This is a genomic window from Amycolatopsis sp. WAC 01416 (assembly GCF_003947485.1).
GTDB lineage: Bacteria > Actinomycetota > Actinomycetes > Mycobacteriales > Pseudonocardiaceae > Amycolatopsis.
This window is the reverse complement of record NZ_QHHX01000002.1, coordinates 310,282-330,026: the sequence shown is the minus strand read 5'-3', so window position 1 is coordinate 330,026 and position 19,745 is coordinate 310,282. Positions and strand designations below refer to the sequence as shown.

20 protein-coding genes are annotated in these 19,745 nt (G+C 68.1%); 12 read left to right on the top strand and 8 right to left on the bottom strand.

The genetic code is table 11. The features are described from left to right. The first annotated feature begins 76 nt into the window (after nucleotides 1-76). From DL990_RS05825 to DL990_RS05810, 4 genes are read left to right on the top strand one after another with little or no spacing between them, the layout of a single operon-like run. Nucleotides 77-1,525, top strand: coding sequence for a hypothetical protein (locus tag DL990_RS05825; protein ID WP_125798107.1), 1,449 nt, complete (start codon nucleotides 77-79; stop codon nucleotides 1,523-1,525). Beyond that, on the top strand, nucleotides 1,522-1,929 hold the full coding sequence (locus DL990_RS05820; protein WP_125798106.1) for a FixH family protein: 408 nt from the start codon (nucleotides 1,522-1,524) through the stop codon (nucleotides 1,927-1,929). The genes DL990_RS05825 and DL990_RS05820 overlap by 4 nt, the downstream gene beginning before the upstream one ends. A 20-nt stretch (nucleotides 1,930-1,949) precedes the next feature. Further along, nucleotides 1,950-3,080 (top strand): hypothetical protein, encoded by a 1,131-nt coding sequence (locus DL990_RS05815; protein ID WP_125779688.1) that lies wholly within the window; start codon nucleotides 1,950-1,952, stop codon nucleotides 3,078-3,080. Beyond that, nucleotides 3,073-3,621: a hypothetical protein gene (locus tag DL990_RS05810; protein WP_125798105.1), complete on the top strand. Its 549-nt coding sequence runs from the start codon at nucleotides 3,073-3,075 to the stop codon at nucleotides 3,619-3,621. The genes DL990_RS05815 and DL990_RS05810 overlap by 8 nt, the downstream gene beginning before the upstream one ends. A gap of 58 nt (nucleotides 3,622-3,679) precedes the next feature. Here the strand turns inward: DL990_RS05810 and DL990_RS05805 are convergent, their stop codons facing one another. Continuing rightward, nucleotides 3,680-3,934 (bottom strand): DUF397 domain-containing protein, encoded by a 255-nt coding sequence (locus DL990_RS05805; protein WP_125779692.1) that lies wholly within the window; start codon nucleotides 3,932-3,934, stop codon nucleotides 3,680-3,682. A 350-nt stretch (nucleotides 3,935-4,284) separates the two neighbouring features. Between DL990_RS05805 and DL990_RS05800 the strand changes: the two genes are divergently transcribed. Next, the gene (locus tag DL990_RS05800; RefSeq protein WP_125779694.1) at nucleotides 4,285-4,557 is read left to right on the top strand and encodes a hypothetical protein; all 273 of its coding nucleotides are present in this window, start codon (nucleotides 4,285-4,287) and stop codon (nucleotides 4,555-4,557) included. 4 nt (nucleotides 4,558-4,561) lie between these two features. Then, nucleotides 4,562-4,822: a hypothetical protein gene (locus DL990_RS05795; protein WP_125779696.1), complete on the top strand. Its 261-nt coding sequence runs from the start codon at nucleotides 4,562-4,564 to the stop codon at nucleotides 4,820-4,822. A 6-nt stretch (nucleotides 4,823-4,828) separates the two neighbouring features. Here DL990_RS05795 and DL990_RS05790 read toward each other — a convergent pair whose 3' ends face one another. From DL990_RS05790 to DL990_RS05780, 3 genes are read right to left on the bottom strand one after another with little or no spacing between them, the layout of a single operon-like run. Next, complete coding sequence (locus DL990_RS05790; protein ID WP_125779697.1) at nucleotides 4,829-5,677, bottom strand: SAM-dependent methyltransferase; 849 nt, start codon at nucleotides 5,675-5,677, stop codon at nucleotides 4,829-4,831. A gap of 14 nt (nucleotides 5,678-5,691) precedes the next feature. Continuing rightward, complete coding sequence (locus DL990_RS05785) at nucleotides 5,692-6,507, bottom strand: SAM-dependent methyltransferase (protein WP_125779699.1); 816 nt, start codon at nucleotides 6,505-6,507, stop codon at nucleotides 5,692-5,694. Nucleotide 6,508: 1 nt separating this feature from the next. After that, entirely contained in the window at nucleotides 6,509-7,366 is an 858-nt protein-coding gene (locus DL990_RS05780; protein ID WP_007030807.1) for a helix-turn-helix transcriptional regulator, read from the bottom strand. A 220-nt stretch (nucleotides 7,367-7,586) separates the two neighbouring features. Here DL990_RS05780 and DL990_RS05775 point away from each other — a divergent pair, with 220 nt between their 5' ends. Together DL990_RS05775 and gndA are read left to right on the top strand one after the other, a co-directional pair. Continuing rightward, nucleotides 7,587-8,495: an MBL fold metallo-hydrolase gene (locus DL990_RS05775; RefSeq protein WP_125779701.1), complete on the top strand. Its 909-nt coding sequence runs from the start codon at nucleotides 7,587-7,589 to the stop codon at nucleotides 8,493-8,495. A gap of 463 nt (nucleotides 8,496-8,958) precedes the next feature. Beyond that, entirely contained in the window at nucleotides 8,959-10,398 is a 1,440-nt protein-coding gene (gene gndA / locus DL990_RS05770; RefSeq protein ID WP_125779703.1) for an NADP-dependent phosphogluconate dehydrogenase, read from the top strand. Nucleotides 10,399-10,558: 160 nt separating this feature from the next. Here gndA and DL990_RS05765 read toward each other — a convergent pair whose 3' ends face one another. Together DL990_RS05765 and DL990_RS05760 are read right to left on the bottom strand one after the other, a co-directional pair. Then, entirely contained in the window at nucleotides 10,559-11,278 is a 720-nt protein-coding gene (locus tag DL990_RS05765; RefSeq protein WP_125798104.1) for a Clp protease N-terminal domain-containing protein, read from the bottom strand. 33 nt (nucleotides 11,279-11,311) lie between these two features. After that, complete coding sequence (locus tag DL990_RS05760; protein ID WP_125798103.1) at nucleotides 11,312-12,526, bottom strand: NAD(P)/FAD-dependent oxidoreductase; 1,215 nt, start codon at nucleotides 12,524-12,526, stop codon at nucleotides 11,312-11,314. 148 nt (nucleotides 12,527-12,674) lie between these two features. Here DL990_RS05760 and DL990_RS05755 point away from each other — a divergent pair, with 148 nt between their 5' ends. Beyond that, on the top strand, nucleotides 12,675-14,012 hold the full coding sequence (locus tag DL990_RS05755) for a nucleobase:cation symporter-2 family protein (RefSeq protein ID WP_125798102.1): 1,338 nt from the start codon (nucleotides 12,675-12,677) through the stop codon (nucleotides 14,010-14,012). Here the strand turns inward: DL990_RS05755 and DL990_RS05750 are convergent. Then, nucleotides 14,009-14,539 carry a serine/threonine protein kinase gene (locus tag DL990_RS05750; protein ID WP_125779711.1) on the bottom strand — a complete coding sequence of 177 codons (531 nt, stop codon included), beginning with the start codon at nucleotides 14,537-14,539 and terminating at the stop codon, nucleotides 14,009-14,011. The two genes, DL990_RS05755 and DL990_RS05750, sit on opposite strands and share 4 nt — an antisense overlap. A 246-nt stretch (nucleotides 14,540-14,785) precedes the next feature. On the opposite strand from DL990_RS05750, the gene DL990_RS05745 reads away from it, so the two are divergent. Continuing rightward, nucleotides 14,786-17,563 carry an EAL domain-containing protein gene (locus DL990_RS05745; protein ID WP_125798101.1) on the top strand — a complete coding sequence of 926 codons (2,778 nt, stop codon included), beginning with the start codon at nucleotides 14,786-14,788 and terminating at the stop codon, nucleotides 17,561-17,563. After that, on the top strand, nucleotides 17,560-17,859 hold the full coding sequence (locus DL990_RS05740) for a GNAT family N-acetyltransferase (protein ID WP_125779715.1): 300 nt from the start codon (nucleotides 17,560-17,562) through the stop codon (nucleotides 17,857-17,859). The genes DL990_RS05745 and DL990_RS05740 overlap by 4 nt, the downstream gene beginning before the upstream one ends. Before the next feature lie 3 nt (nucleotides 17,860-17,862). Here DL990_RS05740 and DL990_RS05735 read toward each other — a convergent pair whose 3' ends face one another. Next, nucleotides 17,863-18,684, bottom strand: coding sequence for an arylamine N-acetyltransferase (locus DL990_RS05735; protein WP_125798100.1), 822 nt, complete (start codon nucleotides 18,682-18,684; stop codon nucleotides 17,863-17,865). Between the two features lie 181 nt (nucleotides 18,685-18,865). Between DL990_RS05735 and DL990_RS05730 the strand changes: the two genes are divergently transcribed. Next, on the top strand, nucleotides 18,866-19,645 hold the full coding sequence (locus DL990_RS05730; RefSeq protein WP_125779720.1) for a trypsin-like serine protease: 780 nt from the start codon (nucleotides 18,866-18,868) through the stop codon (nucleotides 19,643-19,645). Nucleotides 19,646-19,745 lie beyond the last annotated feature (100 nt).

Below are 19,745 nucleotides of genomic sequence, written 5' to 3'. Positions count from 1 at the left end.
ATCCCCTTTACGGGGGACCCCGGTTCACCCCGCGCCGTGACGCTTTCCCCCACCGTCGCCGCTAACTTCAGCCGGGATGGGGAATTCACCGAGAGGGCGGCGCACGGCGCCGTTGGTCATCGCCCGCGTACTCGTACTCTGCGCGCTGGCGTCCTTGCTGCTGGGCGGCACCGCGCGGGCGGACGGCGTGTCGAGCGGCGCGGACGTCCAGGTCGCGCAGACGCTCGGCACCCGCGATCTCACGATCATCCTGCGGCGGATGGACATCGCGCCCGGGCCGTTGCACGTCGACGTCGTCACGCACACCGGAAGCGCGCCGGGAACGCTGAAACTGCGCGCTTCCACCGCGGGGACGACGTTTTCCGAGACCACCGTGCGGCTGGACGGAAGGCCCGGCGCGCATTCCGCACGACTGCAGGTGGATCAGCCTGGGCCGTGGGAGCTCGGCCTCGACGACGGGACGGACACCGCGTCGATCCCGTTCATCGTCCCGGCCAGGGTCATCCCGCCGTGGGAGAAGGCCACTTTCGGCGGATTCGTCGCCGCGGGCGTGTTCCTGGTGCTCGGTCTCGTCGTCGCGATGCGCGTGCGCCGGCCGCGGCTCGCGCTGATCCCCGCCGGCGGGATGGTGGCCGCGCTCGCGGTCGCGATCACCGGCGCGATGCTCTCCGCGTCGACCCCGCCGCCGCCCCTGTCGGGCGCCGCGCTGGATCCGACGATCGACAACATCCAGGATCCGTACGCGAACGCGCAGATGTCCACTGTGGACTTCTCGCGGCCGCCGGTGAACCTGGCCGTGCGTTCCCCGAACGCACGGTCGGGTGCCATCGCCGAGGTGCGGCTCGCCATCGCCGACGGTGCGACCGGCCGCCCCGTCGACGATCTTTTGGTGCACGACAACGCCTTGGTCCATCTCGTCGTCATCTCGCCGACGGGCAGGCTCTGGCATCTGCATCCGGTGCGCGTCGGCCCCGGCGACTACCGGGTGAAGTTCACGCCGCCCGAGGCCGGAACCTACGCCGTCGCCGCGGAACTCGCCCGGCGAGGCGGTGGCGTGCAGCTGGTCCGCTCGACGCTGGCTGTCGCGGCCGGAACGGACACCCCCGCCGAACCCGTCCCCGCCGGCGCCGGGAAGCGGGTGGTGAACGGGAACCCGGTCGACGTCGAGGTCGAACCGGGGAAGCCGACCACGATCACCGCGCGGTTCGGCAAAGCGGATCTCCAACCCTGGCTGGGCATGCTCGGCCACCTGATCGTCGTCGGCCCGATAACCGACGACAGCCGGGTCGGCGCGGCTGCCGCTGCCGCGCCGACCTGGGCCCACGTGCACTCGATGATCCCGCAATCGCCGGGGATGCCGGGAAAACCCGACGAGACCGTCGCCGCGTACGGCCCGGACGTCCCGTTCACCTACACCTTCGCCGCACCCGGCAAGTACCGGATCTGGTTGCAGGCCGAGCGCGAGTACACGGTCTTGACCGTGCCCATGCAGATCGAGGTCCCGGCGGAAGGGGCACCGCAGTGAGTTCCATAGTGGACAGACGCAAACCCGTCCTGCTGATCTCCGTGGTCGCGGTGCTCGTGGTGGCGATCGTGGCCTGGCTGGTCTGGCCGAGCAGCGGCGGCGCGCAGGTCCAGCGCTCCACGCAGGGCCCGTACACCGTGCAGCTGTCGGTCGAAGATCCGCACCAGGGCGGGAATGTCTTCGCGTTGACCGTCACCGGCGCCACACCGGACGTCGTCACCCTCGAACCGGTGATGCCGCAGATGGGTCACGCGCTCGCCCCGTCGCCCGCGATCGCGGAGGCACCGGGGAGGTTCCGCACCGGCGACGTCCTGCTGCCGATGTCGGGGCAATGGGAGATCACCGTTTCACTGCGCGGGCCGTCCGGCGCCACGCAGCACGTTTTTCCTTTGCTGGTCAAGTAAGAGAGGGAGGTCGGGGGGTTATGGATCTCACCGCGGGAGGAGCGAGGGTCGCCTCGGTGGCACGCAGTGAACGGACCGGTCTCGTACCGGCGGGCACCGTGCTGGCCGGATCGGTGATCTCGCTGGTCGGGCTGACCTGGGACATCCAGTGGCACGGCGACGTCGGCCCGGACACGTTCTTCACGATGCCGCACCTGTTCCTGTATTCGGGCAGCGCGATCTCCGGGCTCGCGAGCCTCATGGTCGTGCTGATGACCACGACCGCGCGCAGGGCGGGCCGTCCGATCGACGCCCGTGTCGGCGGCCGGGCGATCAACGTCTTCGGCAAGGTCTTCGCCGCACCGGCGGGCTATCTGGTGACCGGGACCGGCGCCGCGATGTTCCTGCTGTACGGCCTGTGGGACCAGTGGTGGCATGGCCTGTACGGCTTCGACGCGGTGATCGACTCGCCGCCGCACATCGGGCTGCTGCTGTCGATCACGCTCAGCATCATCGGCACGGTCATGGTGTTCGCGGCCGCGCGGGAGCACCGTTGGGGCAGCGTCGGCGTGGTCGGCAGCCTCGGCGTGCTGATCGCCTTCAGCACGGTGACCGTGCTGGGGCTGGAGCAGATCGACGTCGACGGGCTCGACGTCGTCTCCGTGGGCATCGCACTGCTTTCGGTGCTGCTGGTCTCGGCGGGCGCCGGGTTCTGGGGACGGCCAGGCGGCGCGATCCGGGTCGCCGCGGCGCTGGCGGTCATCCAGGCGATCACCTGGTGGTTCTCGCCGTGGGCCGCCGAGGCGTACGCGAGCGCCGTCGGCCTGCCGATGCGGGACTACATCGACGGCGTGCCCGCGATGCCTTCGATGATGCCGATGGCGTTGCTGCCGATCGCGGCCGTTCTCGAAGCGGTGTACCTGCTTTCGCGGCGCGGCTGGTCCGCGGGCCGCGTTTCCGTGCCGGCAGGCGCGATCGGCGGATTCCTGGTCGGCGCGAGCATGCCGATCCAGAACAGCATCGTCTACGAGGGCTCGCTCGACTGGTCGATCGTGGTCATGACGGCCGGAGTGGGAGCGGTGTTCGGGCTGCTCGGCGGGTTCGCCGGGTGGCGGTTCGGCGGGATGCTGAGGCTGCTGGCCCCGGCGAAGGGGGACAACGCGCATGCGTAAGACACTGCTGGCCTTGGCGGCGGCGATCGGGTTGCTGTTCGCGACCACGCCCGCGGCGAACGCCTACGAACCGGTGAACATCGTCCACACCGAACGGGTGCAGGTCGGCCCGTACGGGATGACGGTCGGCTTCAGCACGTGGCCGTTGCGCGCCATGCAGTCGCTGGACTTCACGTTCATCCCGGACGACGGGATCGCCGGGAGGTCGGGGACACTCGCGTTCGTCAATCCGGAGACCGGGCGGCTCGGCCGTCCGCAACCGCTGGCGAAGCATCCACGGAAACTGGAGGTGTGGGGACTGGACATCCGTGCCCTGCAGACGGAGGGCTCGTGGACGTTCCGGTTCGAGATCGACGGGCCCGCCGGCAAGGGCACGGGGGAACTCCGTGATCTCGCGGTGCTCGAACAGCCGGGGCCGCCGATGGCGGTGAGCTGGTCGATCAGCCTGATCCCGCTGATCGTGCTCGCCGTCCTGATCACGATCGCCTGGCGGCGCACCAAATCCAGATTGCGCGGGAACGGGCTCCCCGCGACGGTGTGACTCGAAGTGACCGAAGATCGGATGGCTCGCGTGTCGAGGTGGGCACGCGAGCCATCCGTCAAGGGCTCAAATCGAACTGTCCGGCCTTGACCGCCTTGAGGAAGGCGTTCCACTCACCGGAATCGAAGACGAAGACAGGACTGTTGGCAAGTTTGGTGTCACGTACCCCCACCAGGCCTTCGTGGGCGAGGTTGACCTCGACACAGTTCCCCCCGTTGGGCTCGCTCGCGAAGGATTTCTCCCACGTGGCGTCGTCGAACAGCGACACGGCCGTGGTCGGATCGTAATCCGCCGCCGATGGATAATCGGCCATTGGTCGTACCTCCGAACGTCGGTCGGGGGTGCGGGTCGCGACCTGCGCGAACCGTCACGGCCCCAGCTTCTCCCTGCCTCAACGGGACTATCCCGCACGGCCAAGTGGGTGATCAACTCCGCCCACCCTCGACATGAAGATTATTCCAGGAGTAGGATTAATCGCAGCGGCCGGGGCTCGGTTGTTGGTGAATCGCTCGCAGCACGTACGGCTCTTGGCGGCAGACGCCACCGGGCGGCGTTCGACGGGAGTTCCACCGTTCCGGCAGGCCACCGACGGCAGGTGACCGGCAGGGGCACCACCCCGCGGCGCATGACCACCCACCGCCGACCTCGTGGGGGAGGATCAGCGTGATCATTCAGGACACCATGCCGGCGACGGTGCTCGCCGTCGGCAGGCTCATGGCCGGAACGGCGGGCGAAAGCCGCCGCTCCGCGCACCTTTTCGACTTGCACTCCAGGGGTTCGCACCCCGAGTTCCTGCACGCCCGGTGCGGCGCGGCGATGCCTTACGACCACTTGGAATGGATCCCCGTCGGTTCGGGGATGCCCTGTGAGCGTTGTCTCGGCCTGGCCGGTTCGGCCGACCAGACGCGGTTGCCGCGGCCGAGCCGGGGGGTGTGACGCCATGGCCGTCCGCCTCACCACGCTCCTGTTCCGCCGTGAGGACGAACGTATGGCTTCGGCGAAGCACCACCGCACCATCGGGCTCGAACTGCGTCAGCGGTTCGGGTTCAGCCTCATCCAGGCCCCGTTGCGCAAGCAGCCACCATGGAACTCCGAGATCGATTCGCCCGGCGCGCACCGGGACCTGATCAGGACCGGCCGGCCGCTCGAAAGCCATTTCGAGCTGACGCCCCTGATCGGGCATCTGACCGGCCGGGCCTGATCCGCCTCAGGGCTTGCGGCCCAAGCCGCCGAGCCCACCGGTGAAGGTCGGGTCGTCCGCGAACCGGTCGCTCGCCCGGGAAGCCGCTTCGTCGAGATGCCAAGCGGCCATCCAGTCGATGCCCGGCTCCACCATCTCCAGTCCGTCGAAGAAGGCGGCGAACTCCGCGCGGGACCGCAGATGGAACGGCGCGCTCGTCTTCTTGTACAGCTCCTGGACGTTCTCCCGGTTGTCGCCTTCCTTGCGCGTCACGCCGTCCTCGGTCAGATGCGAGGACAGGAAGTACGAACCCGACGGCAGGAAATCGAGGTAGCGCTTGACCATCTCGTGGACGGGTACGTCCGGGCCGAGGAAGTACAGCAGGCCGACCATCACCAGCCCGATCGGCTGACGCGGGTCGATCACGCCGGTTTCGAGGGCACGCTTCCAGATGTCGGCGGGATCCCGCACGTCACCCTGCAGGACCGCGTGCCGTCCGAGCAGCCCTTCGCGTTCCAGCAGCAACTGGGAATGCGCGACGGCGACCGGCTCGATGTCGACGTACACGACCCGGGAGCCGGGGTTGATCGCGCTCGCGATCTGATGGACGTTGCCGACCGTGGGCACGCCGGAGCCGATGTCGAGGAACTGCGTGATCCCCTGGCGCGCCAGGTATCCCACGCCGCGGCCGAGGAAGTCGCGGCCGACCCTGGCGAAGGTCTTGACCTCCGGGAACTGCTTGAGCACCTGAGTGCCGAACTCGCGGTCGATGGCCCAGTTGGCCGAACCGCCGAGGAACCAGTCGTACACCCTGGCCACGTTGGGTCGTTCGAGATCGACACCGTCGGGAGCTTCGGGGTCGTGCTGCGTCGTCATACCGTCACACCTCGTCAGGAACCGGGTTTGCGGGCGACCCCGCCGATGGCGCAGTCAACCGCAGGTGAGCGGGGATCGTCCAGCCGCCATGCGCCGACCGGGACCAGACCCGGCGAGACGAGCTCGAAATCCCCGAAGAAACCGCGGATCTCTTCCTTGTCGCGGAAGGTCGCGGGAGTGCTCGACTGCTCGTACTGCTTCACGACGCGCTGGATCTGTTCCAGCTCGGCTCCCTCCACGCCGGACATCGTGACATGGGAAAGAACGTAGAAGGAACCGGCGGGCAGCAGTCTCCGGTACCGCGCGATGACGGCGGCGAGTTCGGGTTCCGGCACGAAATGCAGGACCGCGACGGTGAGCAGGGCCACCGGTTTCGCCGGATCGAGCACGCCGGTGTCGAAGGCGCGTTCCCAGATGTCGTCCGCGTCGCGCAGGTCGCCGCCGAGCACCGCGTGCCTGGCGGGATCGCCGCCTTTCTCCAGCAGGATCCTGGCGTGCGCCACGGCGACCGGTTCGTTGTCGACGTACACGCACCGGCTGTCGCCGTCGGCCTCGCCGGCGATCTCGTGGACGTTGCCGACCGTCGGCACGCCGGAGCCGAGGTCGAGGAACTGGTTCACGCCGTTCTCGACACAGTGCCGCACCGCGCGGCCGAGAAAAGCCCTGTTCGCCCTGGCGGCGGTCCGCACGAGCGGGAAGGTCTTGACCAGCTGTTCGCCGAATTCTCTGTCCACCGCCCAGTTCGCGGTCCCGCCGAGCGCCCAGTCGTAGATCCGGGCGGCGTTGGGCCGCTCCAGATCCACGCCCTCGGGGACGAACCGCGGGTCCATCTCAGGCTTGCATCTGTGTCCGGTACAACTCGGCGAGTTCCTTGAGGAACTGCCGGGTCTCCTGGCGTTCCAGCGCGGCGCCGCGCAACCGGTCCCAGGAATCGACGAAGATGTTGAAGTCCTTGACGTCGTCGAGGTACAACCCGCCCGCCGAATGCTCGATGTAGACGAAATCCCTGGTGCGATCCGGGAAACGCATGATGGTGAAGTCGTTGGGCACCGCGGCGAGCCGCGCGCCGAACGGCAACACGTGCACATACACGCGCGGATGTTTCTCCAACGCCAACAGATGCTCGACCTGGTCCAGCATCACCGCCGGGGCGGAGCCGCCGGGAGCGCGGCGCAGTGCGCCTTCGCTGATGATGAACCGGTAGTACGGCGGCTGCTGTTGTTCGAAGACGGCCTTGCGGTCCAGCCGGTTGCGGACCAGCGAAGTGACGTCGGTGGCGCCCGCTTCGGTGAACTGCTTGAGCATGTAGTGCTCGGACTGCAACGGGCCGGGGATGCGCTCGCCGTGCCAGGTGAGGATCTCCGCGGCCGCGGGTTCGAGGTCGGTGAACGTGCGGAACCAGTGCGGCACCACGGATCGGTACCCGGACCAGTGGCCGCGCTGCCCGGCCGCGGCGCGGGCCAGGTTCATCAACGTGTCGGCTTCGTCGCCGTTGATCCCGAACGCGTTCAGCATGGATCGCACATCCCCGAGCTTGACCCCGACGGCACCGGACTCGATCTTGTTGACCTTGCCCTGGGTGCAGCCGAGAACCTCGGCGACCTGCTGCTGTGTCATCCGCGCGGCGTTGCGGGCATGCCGGAGCTCGTTCCCGAGCTGCTTCCGGCGCGAGGTGACGGTGCTGGCCATCAGCCTTGCTCTCCCGGACCACATAGCCAGGACCACGGCTGCCCGCCGTCCTGCGCGCGAATACTCGAACCCACCCAGGGTACTTCACCTTGCGGGGTTCGATGATGACATTGCGCAGCGTTCCAGGAAACGCCCGAAAACACCAGTCACCTGGTACATCACCCTGGTGGCGGAGCGATCTCGTCACATTTCGGGCACCTTCGTCGGGCATAGTGACCGAGTGGACCAATCCCCCTTCGCCAGGCAGGTCACCGATGGTGTCTTCGGGTACGTCCAACCTGACGGGTCGTGGTGGATCAACAACTGCGGGTTCGTCGCCGCGGGCGGGCACACCGTGCTGATCGACACTTGTTCGACCGAACGGCGTACCCGGGCACTGCTGGCGACGGCGGAGTCGGCGGGCGGGGCGCCGGTGACCACCGTGATCAACACCCATCACCACGGCGACCACACGAACGGCAACCACCTGGCGACCGGCGCGACGATCGTCGGGCACCGGAAGACACGCGAAGTGATGATCGCGACCGGGATCAACACCTACGAGAACTCGTTCACCGGGAACGACTGGGGCCACCTGGAACTGCGACCGCCCGAAGTGGTGTTCGACGACCGGCTGACCGTGCACGCCGGCGACGTCCGGCTGGAACTGATTCACCCTGGACACGCCGCACACACCACCAACGACGTCCTGGTCTGGCTGCCGGAGCGGCGGGTGCTGTTCGTCGGGGACCTGATCTTCAACGGTGGCAGCCCCTTCGCGCTGATGGGCTCGCCCGCCGGCTGGCGGAAGGCACTGGACCTGGTCCGGGAACTGGAACCGGAGACGATCGTGCCGGGCCACGGCCCGCTGTGCGGACCTGAGGCGATCGACGTCGTCGACGGGTACCTGGGGTTCCTGCAGAAACTCGCTTCGTACGGGAAGTCCGCCGGCCTGACGCCCCTGCAGGCCGCTCGCGAAGCGGACCTCGGGCCCTACGCGGAACTGTCCGAACAGGAGCGGCTGCCGGCGAACCTGCACCGGGCCTACGCCGAACTGGACGGTCTCGACTGGGGTGCGCCGATCGACCTGGGGGCCGCGCTGGCGGACATGGTCACCTTCAACGGGTCCCGTATCCGGTGTTTCTCGTGACGCGGTCCATTGGGGACGCTTGACCGCTGTTTTCCGGTGCTGCCCGCTGTTGTCGCTGCCCGCTGTTGCCGGTGCTGCCCGCTGTTGTCGCTGCCCGCTGTTGCCGCCGCTGCTCGCAGTTGTCGCCGCTGCCGGTGATGTTGCGAAAGCCACTTTCGCAACGTTGAAGGTTGCGAAAGTGGCTTTCGCAACAGCCGCCCGACGCAACAGCCGCCCGACCTTCCCGGCCCCGGCTCCTCGTTGCGGAGCCTGCGGTCCCATCCCGACGGCAGATGTCTTGAAAGGGTCGTTCAGGACACTTTTGTCCTGAACGACCCTTTCAAGACACCGGCACCCGCCTAGAGCCGAGTTGTCCACAGGCAGGTCGGGTTGTGGACAACTCCCGGTTGATCCCTTCTCGCCCCGGCGCCGTATCCCTCAACGGGGATAGGCTCGGCACGGGAATCGAAGCGGAAGGGTGCGGATGAGCAAGAAGGCGAGCATCGGGGTCACCGGCCTGGCGGTCATGGGCCGCAACCTGGCCAGGAACCTGGCGAGGCACGGGCACACGGTGGCCCTGCACAACCGCTCCGAGCAGCGGACGAAGGAACTGGTCGAGCAGTTCGGCGACGAAGGCGACTTCATCCCGGCGTATTCGGCGCAGGAGTTCGTCGACGCGCTGGAGCGGCCGCGTCAGGTCGTGATCATGGTCAAGGCCGGTGCGCCCACGGACGCCGTGATCGACGAGTTCGTCCCGCTCCTCGAGAAGGGCGACGTGATCGTCGACGCGGGCAACGCGCACTTCGCGGACACCCGGCGCCGCGAGGCAGCGCTGCGCGAGAAGGGCATCCACTTCGTCGGCACCGGAGTGTCCGGCGGCGAGGAGGGCGCGCTGCACGGGCCGAGCATCATGCCGGGCGGTTCCAAGGAGTCGTACCAGTCGCTCGGGCCGTTGTTCGAGGACATCTCGGCGAAGGTCGACGGCGAGCCGTGCTGCACGCACGTGGGCGCGGACGGCGCCGGGCATTTCGTGAAGATGGTGCACAACGGCATCGAGTACGCCGACATGCAGTTGATCGCCGAGTCGTTCGATCTGCTGCGCGGCGCGGGCGGTTACTCCCCCGCCGAGATCGCCGACGTGTTCCGCACCTGGAACTCGGGACGGCTGGACTCGTACCTGATCGAGATCACCTCGCAGGTGCTGGCCCACACCGACGCCACTTCCGGCAAGCCGTTCGTCGACGTCGTGGCGGATCAGGCCGAGCAGAAGGGCACCGGGCGCTGGACCGTCCAAATCGGACTGGACCTGGGCGTGCCGATCAGCGGCATCGCCGAAGCCGTCTTCGCGCGTTCGCTGTCCGGCTCGTCGAACCTGCGTGAGGCCTCACGCGGTCTCGGCGGTCCCTCGCGCGCTCCGCTGACAGGGTCCGCTTTGGACACCTTCGCGGACGACGTCGAGCAGGCGCTGTACGCGTCCAAGGTGGTGGCGTACGCCCAGGGCTTCAACCAGATCCAGGCGGGCGGCGCCGAATACGGCTGGGACATCGACCTCGGCAAGGTCGCTTCCATCTGGCGCGGCGGCTGCATCATCCGCGCGAAGTTCCTGAACGACATCACCGCCGCGTACGCCGAAGAGCCCGCGCTGCCGACGCTTCTGACCTCCGGCGGCTTCCGCAAGGCTGTCGAGGACGCCCAGGACTCCTGGCGTTCGGTGATCTCCACGGCGGTGCGGCTCGGCATCCCGACCCCGGGCTTCTCGACCGCGCTGGCCTACTACGACGGTCTGCGCGCGGAGCGGCTCCCCGCCGCGCTGGTGCAGGGGCAGCGTGATTACTTCGGTGCCCACACGTACCGCCGCGTCGACCGCGAGGGTTCGTTCCACACCGCGTGGGCGGCCGACGGCCGTCCCGAGTCCTCCGCCTGACGGGTCCCGTGATGGCCCCCGACCGTGAGGATAAGGGGCCATCACGGGTGACTGGACGGACGACGCGTGTGTCCAGACGGACGACACGCGTGTGCGAAGGGCCATCACGCGGCCAACAGGACAAGGGCGACGAACACCAGGACGGTGAGCGCGATTCGCGTCATACCCCGCGCGCCGCGACGATCTCCGCCAGTGCCCGCACGATCAGCGCCTCGGTCTTCTCCTTCGTGAGCCCGAGCCCGGTCAGCAGGTCGTCGCCGAGTTCGAACAGGGCCAGCAGGATGTGCTCGGTGCCGATGTAGTTGTGCCCGAGCCGCAGCGACTCCCGCATGGTCAGTTCCAGCGCCTTCTTGGCCTGCGCGCCGAACGCCATCTTGGCCGCATCCGCCGGTTCGTCGGCGGGTTCCGGCAGCCTTGCCATCGCGGCCTCGCGCACGGCTTCGAGCGTCACCTTCTGCGCCACGATCGCCCCGGCGGCGAGCGCGGCGGGTTCGGCGAGCAGGCCCAGGATCAGGTGCACGGGCTCGATCTGCGGGCTCTTCGCCGCGACGGCTTCGTCCCGCGAGGCGACGACGACGTGCCGTGCGCGGTCGGTGTAGCGGCTGAACACCTTCACCAGGTCTTCGAGCGAAGAGCCGCTGGAGTCGACAAAGCGCTTCTGCGCGGCCTGTTTGGACACCCCCATGTTCTTGCCGATTTCGGTCCAGGACGCGCCGGAGCGCCGCGCCTGGTCGACGAAGTGGCCGATCAGGTGGTCGGCCACTTCGCCGAGGTGCTCGCCGAGGAAGACCGCGTCGGACAGCTGGCCGAGCACGTCGCCGTCGCGATGCTGCTGCTTGATGTGGGAAATGAGGTCGTCGAGCCGGACTGGATTCGTCATGCCGTCAACTCTAGGTTGACGCCTGACTAATCGTCAACCGCGGGTTGACGCAAAGGTTGCCTTCAGGTCGAAGTCGTGCGCCTGCAGCTTCTCGAACCGTGGTTCCGGATCCGCGGCGAACAGGCGGCGCGCGGCGATGTGGTCGGGCGGCCGGTTCACCGACTCCACCCCGACGAGCACGCCGTCCCGGAACGACAGCACCGAGAACTTCCCGCCCTCCCGATCCCCGGTGACGACGGTCTTGTCCGCCCCGGTCAGCAGCCCGGCGATCTGCAGTTTCGCGCCGAGCTGGTCGGTCCAGAACCACGGCAGGCTGTCGTAGGGCGCGGATTCGCCGGCGATGTCGGAGGCCGCCGCCCGTGCCTGGTCGACGGCGTTCTGCACCGACTCGAGCCGGGTCGCCGTGCCCGCCTGGACACACGGGAAGTTCGCGCAGTCCCCCACCGCCGAGATCTTCGGGTCACTCGTGCGCAGGTGTTCGTCGACGACGACGCCGTTCGCCACGGCGAGCCCCGCCTCCTCGGCGAGCCTTGTCCGCGGCTCCACCCCGACCCCGACCAGCACCAGGTCGGCGAGCAGCCTGCTGCCGTCGCTCAATTCCACCTCGGCCACCCGCCCGTCACCGTGCAGTGCGGCGACACCCGTGCCGAGCAGGACCGTATGCCCGGCTCCCTCGTGCAGCGCGGCGAAATACGCCGAGACCTCGGGAGTCGCCACCCGGGCCATCAGCCTGTCCTGCGCCTCCACGATCGTCACGGGCCGCCCGGCGTGCGCGGCGAATTCGAGCCCGATGAACCCGCCCCCGACCACGACCACGTTCGCCGCGCTTTCCAACGCGGTACGCAAAACGTCGGCGTCGTCCTTGGTGCGCAGGGTGAACACACCGTCCAAAGTGGACCCGGGCACCGGGAGAACGCGGTTGTCCGCTCCCGTCGCGAGGACGAGATGGTCGTACTCGTGGGCACTTCCGTCCTCGAGCACCACCTTCGCGGCGTCGCGATCCACCGACGCGACACGGCCGGGGATCAGCTCGATGTCCTTCTCCGCGAAGAAGTCCTCGGGCCGCAAGCGCAGCTGGGCGTCACCCGCCGTCCCGGCGAGGTAGCCCTTCGACAGCGGAGGTCGTTGGTACGGCAGGCCGGGTTCGTCGCCGATCAGCACGACCCGCCCACCGAACCCCCTGTCCCGCAGCGAGGTCGCCACTCCGAACCCGCTCTGTCCGGCCCCTACGACGAGGACGGTCTCCATCGGCGCTCCTTCCGTTGTACCCAGTGTCCATTCAACACAGGCTCCGGCCCTTTCGGCCGCCCTTTCGCAACGTGATCCTCACGCGGCGGACGCGCTACGGTCATGCGCGACGAGTCCACTGGTGTTCCCGCACGTCAGAAGGGGTTACATGACTCACCCGGTCGACGCCCGCCCGCCACTGCCGAAGCTGACCCTGCTCGGCCTGCAGCACATGACGATCATGTACGCGGGCTCGGTGGCCGTCCCGCTCGTCGTGGGCAGCGCGCTGAACCTGGACGCGGCGACGATCGCGTTGCTGGTCAACGCGGATCTGCTGGTGGCGGGGATCGCGACGCTGATTCAGGCGATCGGGATCGGAAAGATCTTCGGCATCCGGCTGCCGGTGGTGGCGGGCGCGACGTTCACCGTGGTCAACCCGATGATCATGATCGCGTCCCAGTACGGCATGCAGGCCGTCTACGGCGCGATGCTCGCGTCGGGCGTGTTCGGCCTGCTCATCGCGAAGCCGTTCGCGAAGATGATCCGCTTCTTCCCGCCGCTGGTCTCGGGCACGCTGCTCATGGTCATCGGCATCTCGCTCATCGGCCCCGGCGTCGGCCTGATCGCCGGCCACGACACGGGATCGCCGGACTACGCGAAGCCCGCCAACATCGCGCTCGCGTTCGGCGTGATCGCGGTGATCGTGCTGTTCACGCGGGTCCTGCGCGGGTTCGTTAGCCAGATCGGCCCGCTGCTGGCGCTGCTGCTCGGCCTTGCCGCGGCCATCCCGATGGGTCTGGTGAGCTTCAAGGGCATCGCCGACGCCGACTGGTTCGGTCTCGCGTCGCCGTTTCACTTCGGCCCGCCGACCTTCCCGGTCGCGGCCGTCCTCTCGATGTGCGTCGTGATGTTGGTGACCTACACCGAATCCACCGCGGACCTGGTCGCGGTCGGCGAGATCACCGGACGCCCGGCGACCGACTCCGACCTCGCGCGCGGTCTCGCCACCGACGGCCTCTCGGCCATCCTCGGCGGCGCGATGAACTCGTTCCCGGACACGGCTTTCGCGCAGAACGTCGGCCTCGTGCAGATGACCGGCGTGCGCAGCCGGTGGGTGGTCGCGATGGCGGGCGGCCTGCTCGTGCTGATGGGACTGGTGCCGAAGGTCGGCGCCTTCGTCGCGGCGGTACCGGAACCGGTGATCGGCGCGGTCGCGGTGGTCATGTTCGCGATGGTCGCCGCGGTCGGGGTGCAGAACCTGAAGAAGGTGGAGTTCTCCGGTAACCACAACACCTTCATCGTGGCGGTGTCGTTCGGCGTCGGGCTGCTGCCCGCGTTCTCCACGAACCGGTTCGGGAACTCGATCTTCTTCCAGCACTTCCCGGCGTGGCTTCAGATCATCTGCGGCAGCCCGATCACGGTCGCCGCCATCGTCGCCTTCACCCTCAACCTGCTGTTCAACCACCTCGGCAAACGCCGAGAGCCGGATCTACTGCAAGCGCCCTAGCAGAAAAGCCACTTCGGCCACAGGTTGCACTCTTCGGTGGGTGTCGTGGAGGGCGGCGGCGGGTTCGGGTTGGGCGGCTGCGGAACGACCGTGGAACCGGTCGTACGCGGCGGATCGGCAGGCTCGTTCGACGACGTTGGTGACGTGGGCGTGGTGGGCTCCGGGGAATCGGACGTCGACGCGGCCGAACTCGACGTGCGGCGGCTGGACGTCGACCTGCTGGGCTGGGATGAAGCCCCACCCTCGCCGGTTTCGACCGTCTCGGTGCTCGGGGCCGCCGACGTCGCGCCTGCTCCCCCGTTGTCCGAAGGCCGCTTCGGCATCTCGATCACGCCGGCCGGGTTCGGCTGCGCGGTCGGCTCAGGATCCGCGTCGAACCCGACGAGAACGGCGGCGGCGCCACAGGCGACGACCACGGCGATCACCACCGCGATCACTCTCCAGCGTGACTTTGCCCGTGACTCCTCGTGGTCGTCCCAGCCCTCGCGAATGAGCAGGTCGGCGACCGAAACGTCGTCGTCATCCACCAGCTGAAACCTTTCGCACCGGGAACGAGCGAAGAGTAGTTTTACCGCAACTCACCGCCGAATGGGTGAAGTTAACCAAAAATTATTCACCCGATGGAACAACCCAGCGTATGCCAGTCACAGAGCGTGTATTCATACGCTTTCGCGCATATCGGCGTCGGCCTACGTTCGGCTCGCGTATACAGCGCCCTCCTCGGGTGGTGTAATCGACGGTGCCAGCACCGGAAGAGGGGGTTCGGACGGATCATGGAGGCTGATGCCCTCGCCGTGCCCGGAGCCGGGAATTCCGGCCGTCCGGCGGGCGCGCCGCTCGGAAACGAGCCGGTCGGCGACCTCGGCCTCGCGGGCGACCACGCCGCCATCTGGTCGTACGACTTCCAGCGCGAGAAGCTGTCCTGGCTGCCAGGACTGGAGAACCTGCTGGGTGGAGCCGCCCTCACCGAAGCAGAGATCGAGTCAAGACTCGCCGATCTGGTGGCCCCGCTGACCTCCGGCACCCGCACTTCCCCGGCTTGGCGCGAGTTCGAACTCGAGCAGTCGTTCCGGAACCCGGCGGGAGAGGTCCGCTGGGTCCGCCTGCGCGCCCGCACCATCGGCGACGACACCGGCTCGACGGGGCTGCTCGGCATCGCCACCGACGTGACCGACGTCCGCGAGAACCGGCAGGCCCTCGAAGATCTCACTGACCGTTACCGGCTTCTGGTGGAACTCAGTCCCGACGCGGTCTGTGTCCACGAAGCCGGCGTTGTCACGTACGTCAACCGCGCCGCCGTCACCGCGCTCGGAGCGTCGTCGACCGCCGAGCTGATCGGGCGGCCGATCATGGATTTCGTCGCCGACGAGTCGCTGCCCGCCCTCCTGGACAGGATCGCGTCGCTTCACCGCCAGGGCGCGTCGACTTCTCCCGCGGACACCGTCATGCTCCGTCTCGACGGCACGAAATACCTGGTACAGAGCATTTCGGTGCGCACGACCTGGGAAGGCAGGCCCGCGTTCCAGGTCATCATGCGCGACATCAGCGCGCAGAAGGCCGCCGAAGCGACGCTTCGCTATCAGGCCGCGCTGATCAGCCACGTCAGCGACGCGATCATCGCGACCAGCGGCACCGGCGTGGTGACCAGCTGGAACCCGGCCGCGGAGAACGTCTACGGCTGGACGGCAGGCGAGGCGATCGGCGGCACGGTGAGCGAACTCGTCGGCGCCGCGCTCGATCCGGAAACGGTGCTGCGCAGAGGCGGCGTCATGCAGATGACCCACCGCCATCGCAATGGCTCGACACTGGCCATCCGCATCTCGGCCGCGGAGATGAACGACGGGTTCGTCCTGGTCTGCGCAGACGAAACGGCCCGGCGGCGCGCCGAGCAGCACTACAGCACGGTGGTCGCGTCACTCGACGAAGGCGTGGTCGTGATCGGCCCCGGCGGCCTCATCGAATCGGCCAACCCCGCGGCGTGCCGGATCATCGGCGTCGACCACGACGACCTCATCGGCGTGCCGTGCGTGACGCTGGAGCTGTACGACGAACAAGGCCGCCTCCCGCCCGCCAGGATGCCGTCCGTGGTGACCCGGCGTACCGGGGCCACGCTGACCGGTCTCGTGCTGCGGCTGCGGCGGCCCGACGGCGTGGACGTCTGGATCTCGCTGACCTCGCGGCTGTTGACCCCGGAGGACCCGTCGGCCTTGGCGGTGGTCGCCTCGTTCACCGACATCACCGAACGCCGCGCCATCGGCAAGCGGCTCGCCCACGAGGCGACGCACGATCCGCTCACCGAACTCGCGAACCGGACGCTGGTGCTGGACAGCCTCGCCGAAGCGCTCTCGGGTGCGGGCCGCGCCGAGCTGACCACCGTGCTGTTCATCGATCTCGACAAGTTCAAGGTGATCAACGATTCCCTCGGCCATTCGGTCGGCGACAAGGTGCTCCGTATCGCGGGCGAACGGCTGCGCCGGGGAATCGGCGAAACCGATCTCGTCGGCAGGCTCGGCGGCGACGAATTCGTCGTCGTCACCGCGGAGATCACCGAACCGCACGAGATCAAGGCACTGGCCGAGCATCTGCGCGAGGCGCTGACCGAACCGATCACCGTCAACGGCAGGCAGCTGCACATCGACGCCAGCATCGGCGTCGTCACCGCCGCCAACGACGACACCCGGACCGCCGAAGACCTGCTGCGGGACGCGGATGTCGCGATGTACCAAGCGAAAACGCTCGGCCGGGCGCGCTACGAGTTCTTCGACGTCGAGCTGCGCGAGCGGATGCAGCGACGGCTGCGCATGGAGCAGGACCTGCGCGACGCCCTGCAGAACGAGGAACTCTGGACGGCGTACCAGCCGGTCGTGGACATCGAATCCGGTGCGATGGTCGCCGTGGAAGCCTTGCTGCGCTGGAAACATCCGGCGCACGGCACGATCTCGCCCGCCGAGTTCATCCCGCTCGCCGAGGAAAGCGACCTGATCAACCTGATCGGCAAACACGTCCTGCGCACGACCACCCGCGAGATCGCCCGGCGGCGTGAACAGCTCGGTATCGATCTGAACCTCAAGGTCAACCTGTCGGCCCGGCAGCTGGACGACCCGCATCTGGTGGCGGGCGTGCAGGACGCGCTGAAGACCACCGGGCTCCCGCCGCACGCGCTGACCCTCGAAGTCACCGAGAGCGCGCTGATGCGTGACCAGGCCGCGGCCGCCGAAGTGCTGATGTCGTTGCGTGATCTCGGTGTCTCGCTGGCGATCGACGATTTCGGCACCGGCTATTCGTCGCTCGCGCAGCTGCAACGGCTCCCGCTGGACACGCTCAAGATCGACCGCACCTTCGTCACCGGCATCGCGGAATCACGCGACGCGGCCGCGATCGTCAAGAGCATCATCGCGATGGCGCACGCCGTCGACCTGATCGTCGTCGCCGAAGGCGTCGAAGACGAAGAGCAGCTCGCGGTCCTGCGTGAGCTGCGCTGTGACCAGGCGCAGGGCTTCCACCTGGGTCGCCCCGCGCCGCCGGACGAACTTTTCGGAGCCTTGGAATGAGTGTCGAGATCAAAGCCGCAGAAGACCGCTACGACATCGTCGTGGACGGGAAACCCGCCGGGTTCCTGAAAACCCGCACCCGCCCGGACGCGATCCTGTTCCTGCACACCGAGATCTTGGACGACTTCGCGGGCCAGGGTCTGGCGGGCAAACTCGTGACCGCGGCGCTCGACGACGTCCGGTCGCAGGGCAGGTCCGTCCTGCCCTACTGCCCGTACGTGCGCTCGTTCATCGCGAAGCACCGCGAGTACGAAGATCTCGTCCCCGAGGACAAGCGCGCGGAATTCGAACTCTGAGCCTCAACCCGGGTAGATCGTCAGCAGTTTCGCGAGTTCGTCCCCGGTGAGAACGACGTCCAGCTCGCGCAGTGTCGCGTCGAGTCGCTCGGCCGGGATCTCGGTGGTCTCCTTGGTCCCGTCCGGGCGTTCGACGATGAACTCGTCGCCGACCAGCTTGCGGCTGAGCCCTTCCTCCAGGCGCATGACCACCAGCTGCCCGGTGAACGGCGATCGTGGGTGCGTCGACGTGTAGTGGTGGTAGACCTCGTAGTCGATCCGGTGCATCGGCGTGAGCGTGAAAGTGTGCAGGTCGGTCCAGTCGCCGCCCTCCAGCTTCTGCAGGCGCCACCAGTCCCCGTCGGCGACGAGCCGGTGCGGCCAGCCCGCCTGATCCACCACGGCGCCGTCGATCAGCGGCATCGGGACCAGCATCCCGGCGCCGAAACCGACGTCGACCAGATGCCCGACGCCGTCCGCTTCGACCACGAGCGTCATATGCGTGTACGGCCCGTTCTTCTGCGGCTGCACGCGCGCGACCAGGCGGCGCACGGGGTAGCCGAGCTGCTCGGCGGCCGCGGCGAACAGGCTGCCGTGCTCGTAGCAGTAACCGCCGCGCTGACGGCGGACGAGTTTGCCGATCACGTCTTCGAGCGCGATTCCCTTGTGCTGCTCCAAAACGACGTCGACGTTCTCGAACGGGACGGCCAGGACATGCGCCTTCGCCAGCTCACGCAACGCGGCGGCGGAGGGTTTCGCGCGGTCCTGGCCGATCCGGCCGAGGTACGCGTCGAGGTCGAGGGTGTCGACGGTCCATTCGTCGACCTGCTCAGGTGCGAGTGTCATGTCGCGAGCTTGACACCTCCACCTTACTGGAGGTCAAGGTCCGGTGACGGAAGCGGAAAACCGTTACCCCAACTGGTAACTGGCAACGGCCACCGACTTTCGTCAGTTCCACGAACGAGTGCCGATTGGCCACCCTTCCCGAGTAGCCGGTGACCGACGCCGGTGTGGAAGGAGAAAACAGATGAGGACTCGTTCCCTGGTCGCCGGTCTGCTGGCCGGAGCCGCCGCCGTACTCGGTGCGGCGATGCCGGCTTCCGCCGCCGAACCGCCCTCGGGCGTGCAGCCGTTGATCGTGGGCGGTGTGGACGCGACCGAGACCTACAGCTTCATGGCGTCCATGCAGACCAAGAGCGGCGACCACAACTGCGGCGCGTCCCTGATCTCACCGGAGTGGCTGGTGACCGCCGCGCACTGCGTCGAGGGTGAGCAGCCCGCCAACTGGCAGTACCGCCTCAACACCACGGACCACACCAAGGGTGGCGAGGTCGCCGAGGTGGACAAGTTCGTGGTCCACGAGAAGTACGACGGCTCGGGCCCGTACGACATCGCCCTCGTGCACCTGACCAAACCGGCGGAGGCGGCGCCGATCGAAATCGGCCAGTCCCCGGCGGCGGGTACGGACGTGCGGGAGATCGGCTGGGGGCTGACCTGTCCCACTCGCGGCTGCGGTTCCGCCCCGGTGGTGCTCCAGCAGCTCGACACCAAGATCGCGGAAGACTCCGGATGCTCCGGCTCGGGTGCCTATGACGCGCAGACCGAGCTGTGCATGGACAACCAGGGCGGCAAGGCGAGCGCCTGCTACGGCGACTCGGGCGGCCCTGCCGTGGTCAAGGCGGGCGACAAGTGGACGCTGGTCGGCGCCACCAGCCGCGGTCAGACCGCGAGCTGCCCGGAGATGCCGGGCATCTACACCGACGTGACCGCGTTCTCCGACTGGGTCAAGCAGCAGACCGGCAAGTAGAACGCCAAGCCGCGCAACGCGCGGTGGCGCCCGATGCTCCTGCGACATCGGACGCCACCGCGCGTTGCTGTGTGCGGGATCGATTTCGGCCCCAGGCATG

Coding starts and splice junctions, on each gene's coding strand:
- DL990_RS05825 (WP_125798107.1), top strand. CDS start 77: ATGGGGAATTCACCGAGAGGGCGGCGCACGGCGCCGTTGGTCATCGCC.
- DL990_RS05815 (WP_125779688.1), top strand. CDS start 1,950: ATGGATCTCACCGCGGGAGGAGCGAGGGTCGCCTCGGTGGCACGCAGT.
- DL990_RS05810 (WP_125798105.1), top strand. CDS start 3,073: ATGCGTAAGACACTGCTGGCCTTGGCGGCGGCGATCGGGTTGCTGTTC.
- DL990_RS05805 (WP_125779692.1), bottom strand. CDS start 3,934: ATGGCCGATTATCCATCGGCGGCGGATTACGATCCGACCACGGCCGTG.
- DL990_RS05795 (WP_125779696.1), top strand. CDS start 4,562: ATGGCCGTCCGCCTCACCACGCTCCTGTTCCGCCGTGAGGACGAACGT.
- DL990_RS05790 (WP_125779697.1), bottom strand. CDS start 5,677: ATGACGACGCAGCACGACCCCGAAGCTCCCGACGGTGTCGATCTCGAA.
- DL990_RS05785 (WP_125779699.1), bottom strand. CDS start 6,507: ATGGACCCGCGGTTCGTCCCCGAGGGCGTGGATCTGGAGCGGCCCAAC.
- DL990_RS05780 (WP_007030807.1), bottom strand. CDS start 7,366: ATGGCCAGCACCGTCACCTCGCGCCGGAAGCAGCTCGGGAACGAGCTC.
- gndA (WP_125779703.1), top strand. CDS start 8,959: ATGAGCAAGAAGGCGAGCATCGGGGTCACCGGCCTGGCGGTCATGGGC.
- DL990_RS05765 (WP_125798104.1), bottom strand. CDS start 11,278: ATGACGAATCCAGTCCGGCTCGACGACCTCATTTCCCACATCAAGCAG.
- DL990_RS05760 (WP_125798103.1), bottom strand. CDS start 12,526: ATGGAGACCGTCCTCGTCGTAGGGGCCGGACAGAGCGGGTTCGGAGTG.
- DL990_RS05755 (WP_125798102.1), top strand. CDS start 12,675: ATGACTCACCCGGTCGACGCCCGCCCGCCACTGCCGAAGCTGACCCTG.
- DL990_RS05745 (WP_125798101.1), top strand. CDS start 14,786: ATGGAGGCTGATGCCCTCGCCGTGCCCGGAGCCGGGAATTCCGGCCGT.
- DL990_RS05740 (WP_125779715.1), top strand. CDS start 17,560: ATGAGTGTCGAGATCAAAGCCGCAGAAGACCGCTACGACATCGTCGTG.
- DL990_RS05735 (WP_125798100.1), bottom strand. CDS start 18,684: ATGACACTCGCACCTGAGCAGGTCGACGAATGGACCGTCGACACCCTC.
- DL990_RS05730 (WP_125779720.1), top strand. CDS start 18,866: ATGAGGACTCGTTCCCTGGTCGCCGGTCTGCTGGCCGGAGCCGCCGCC.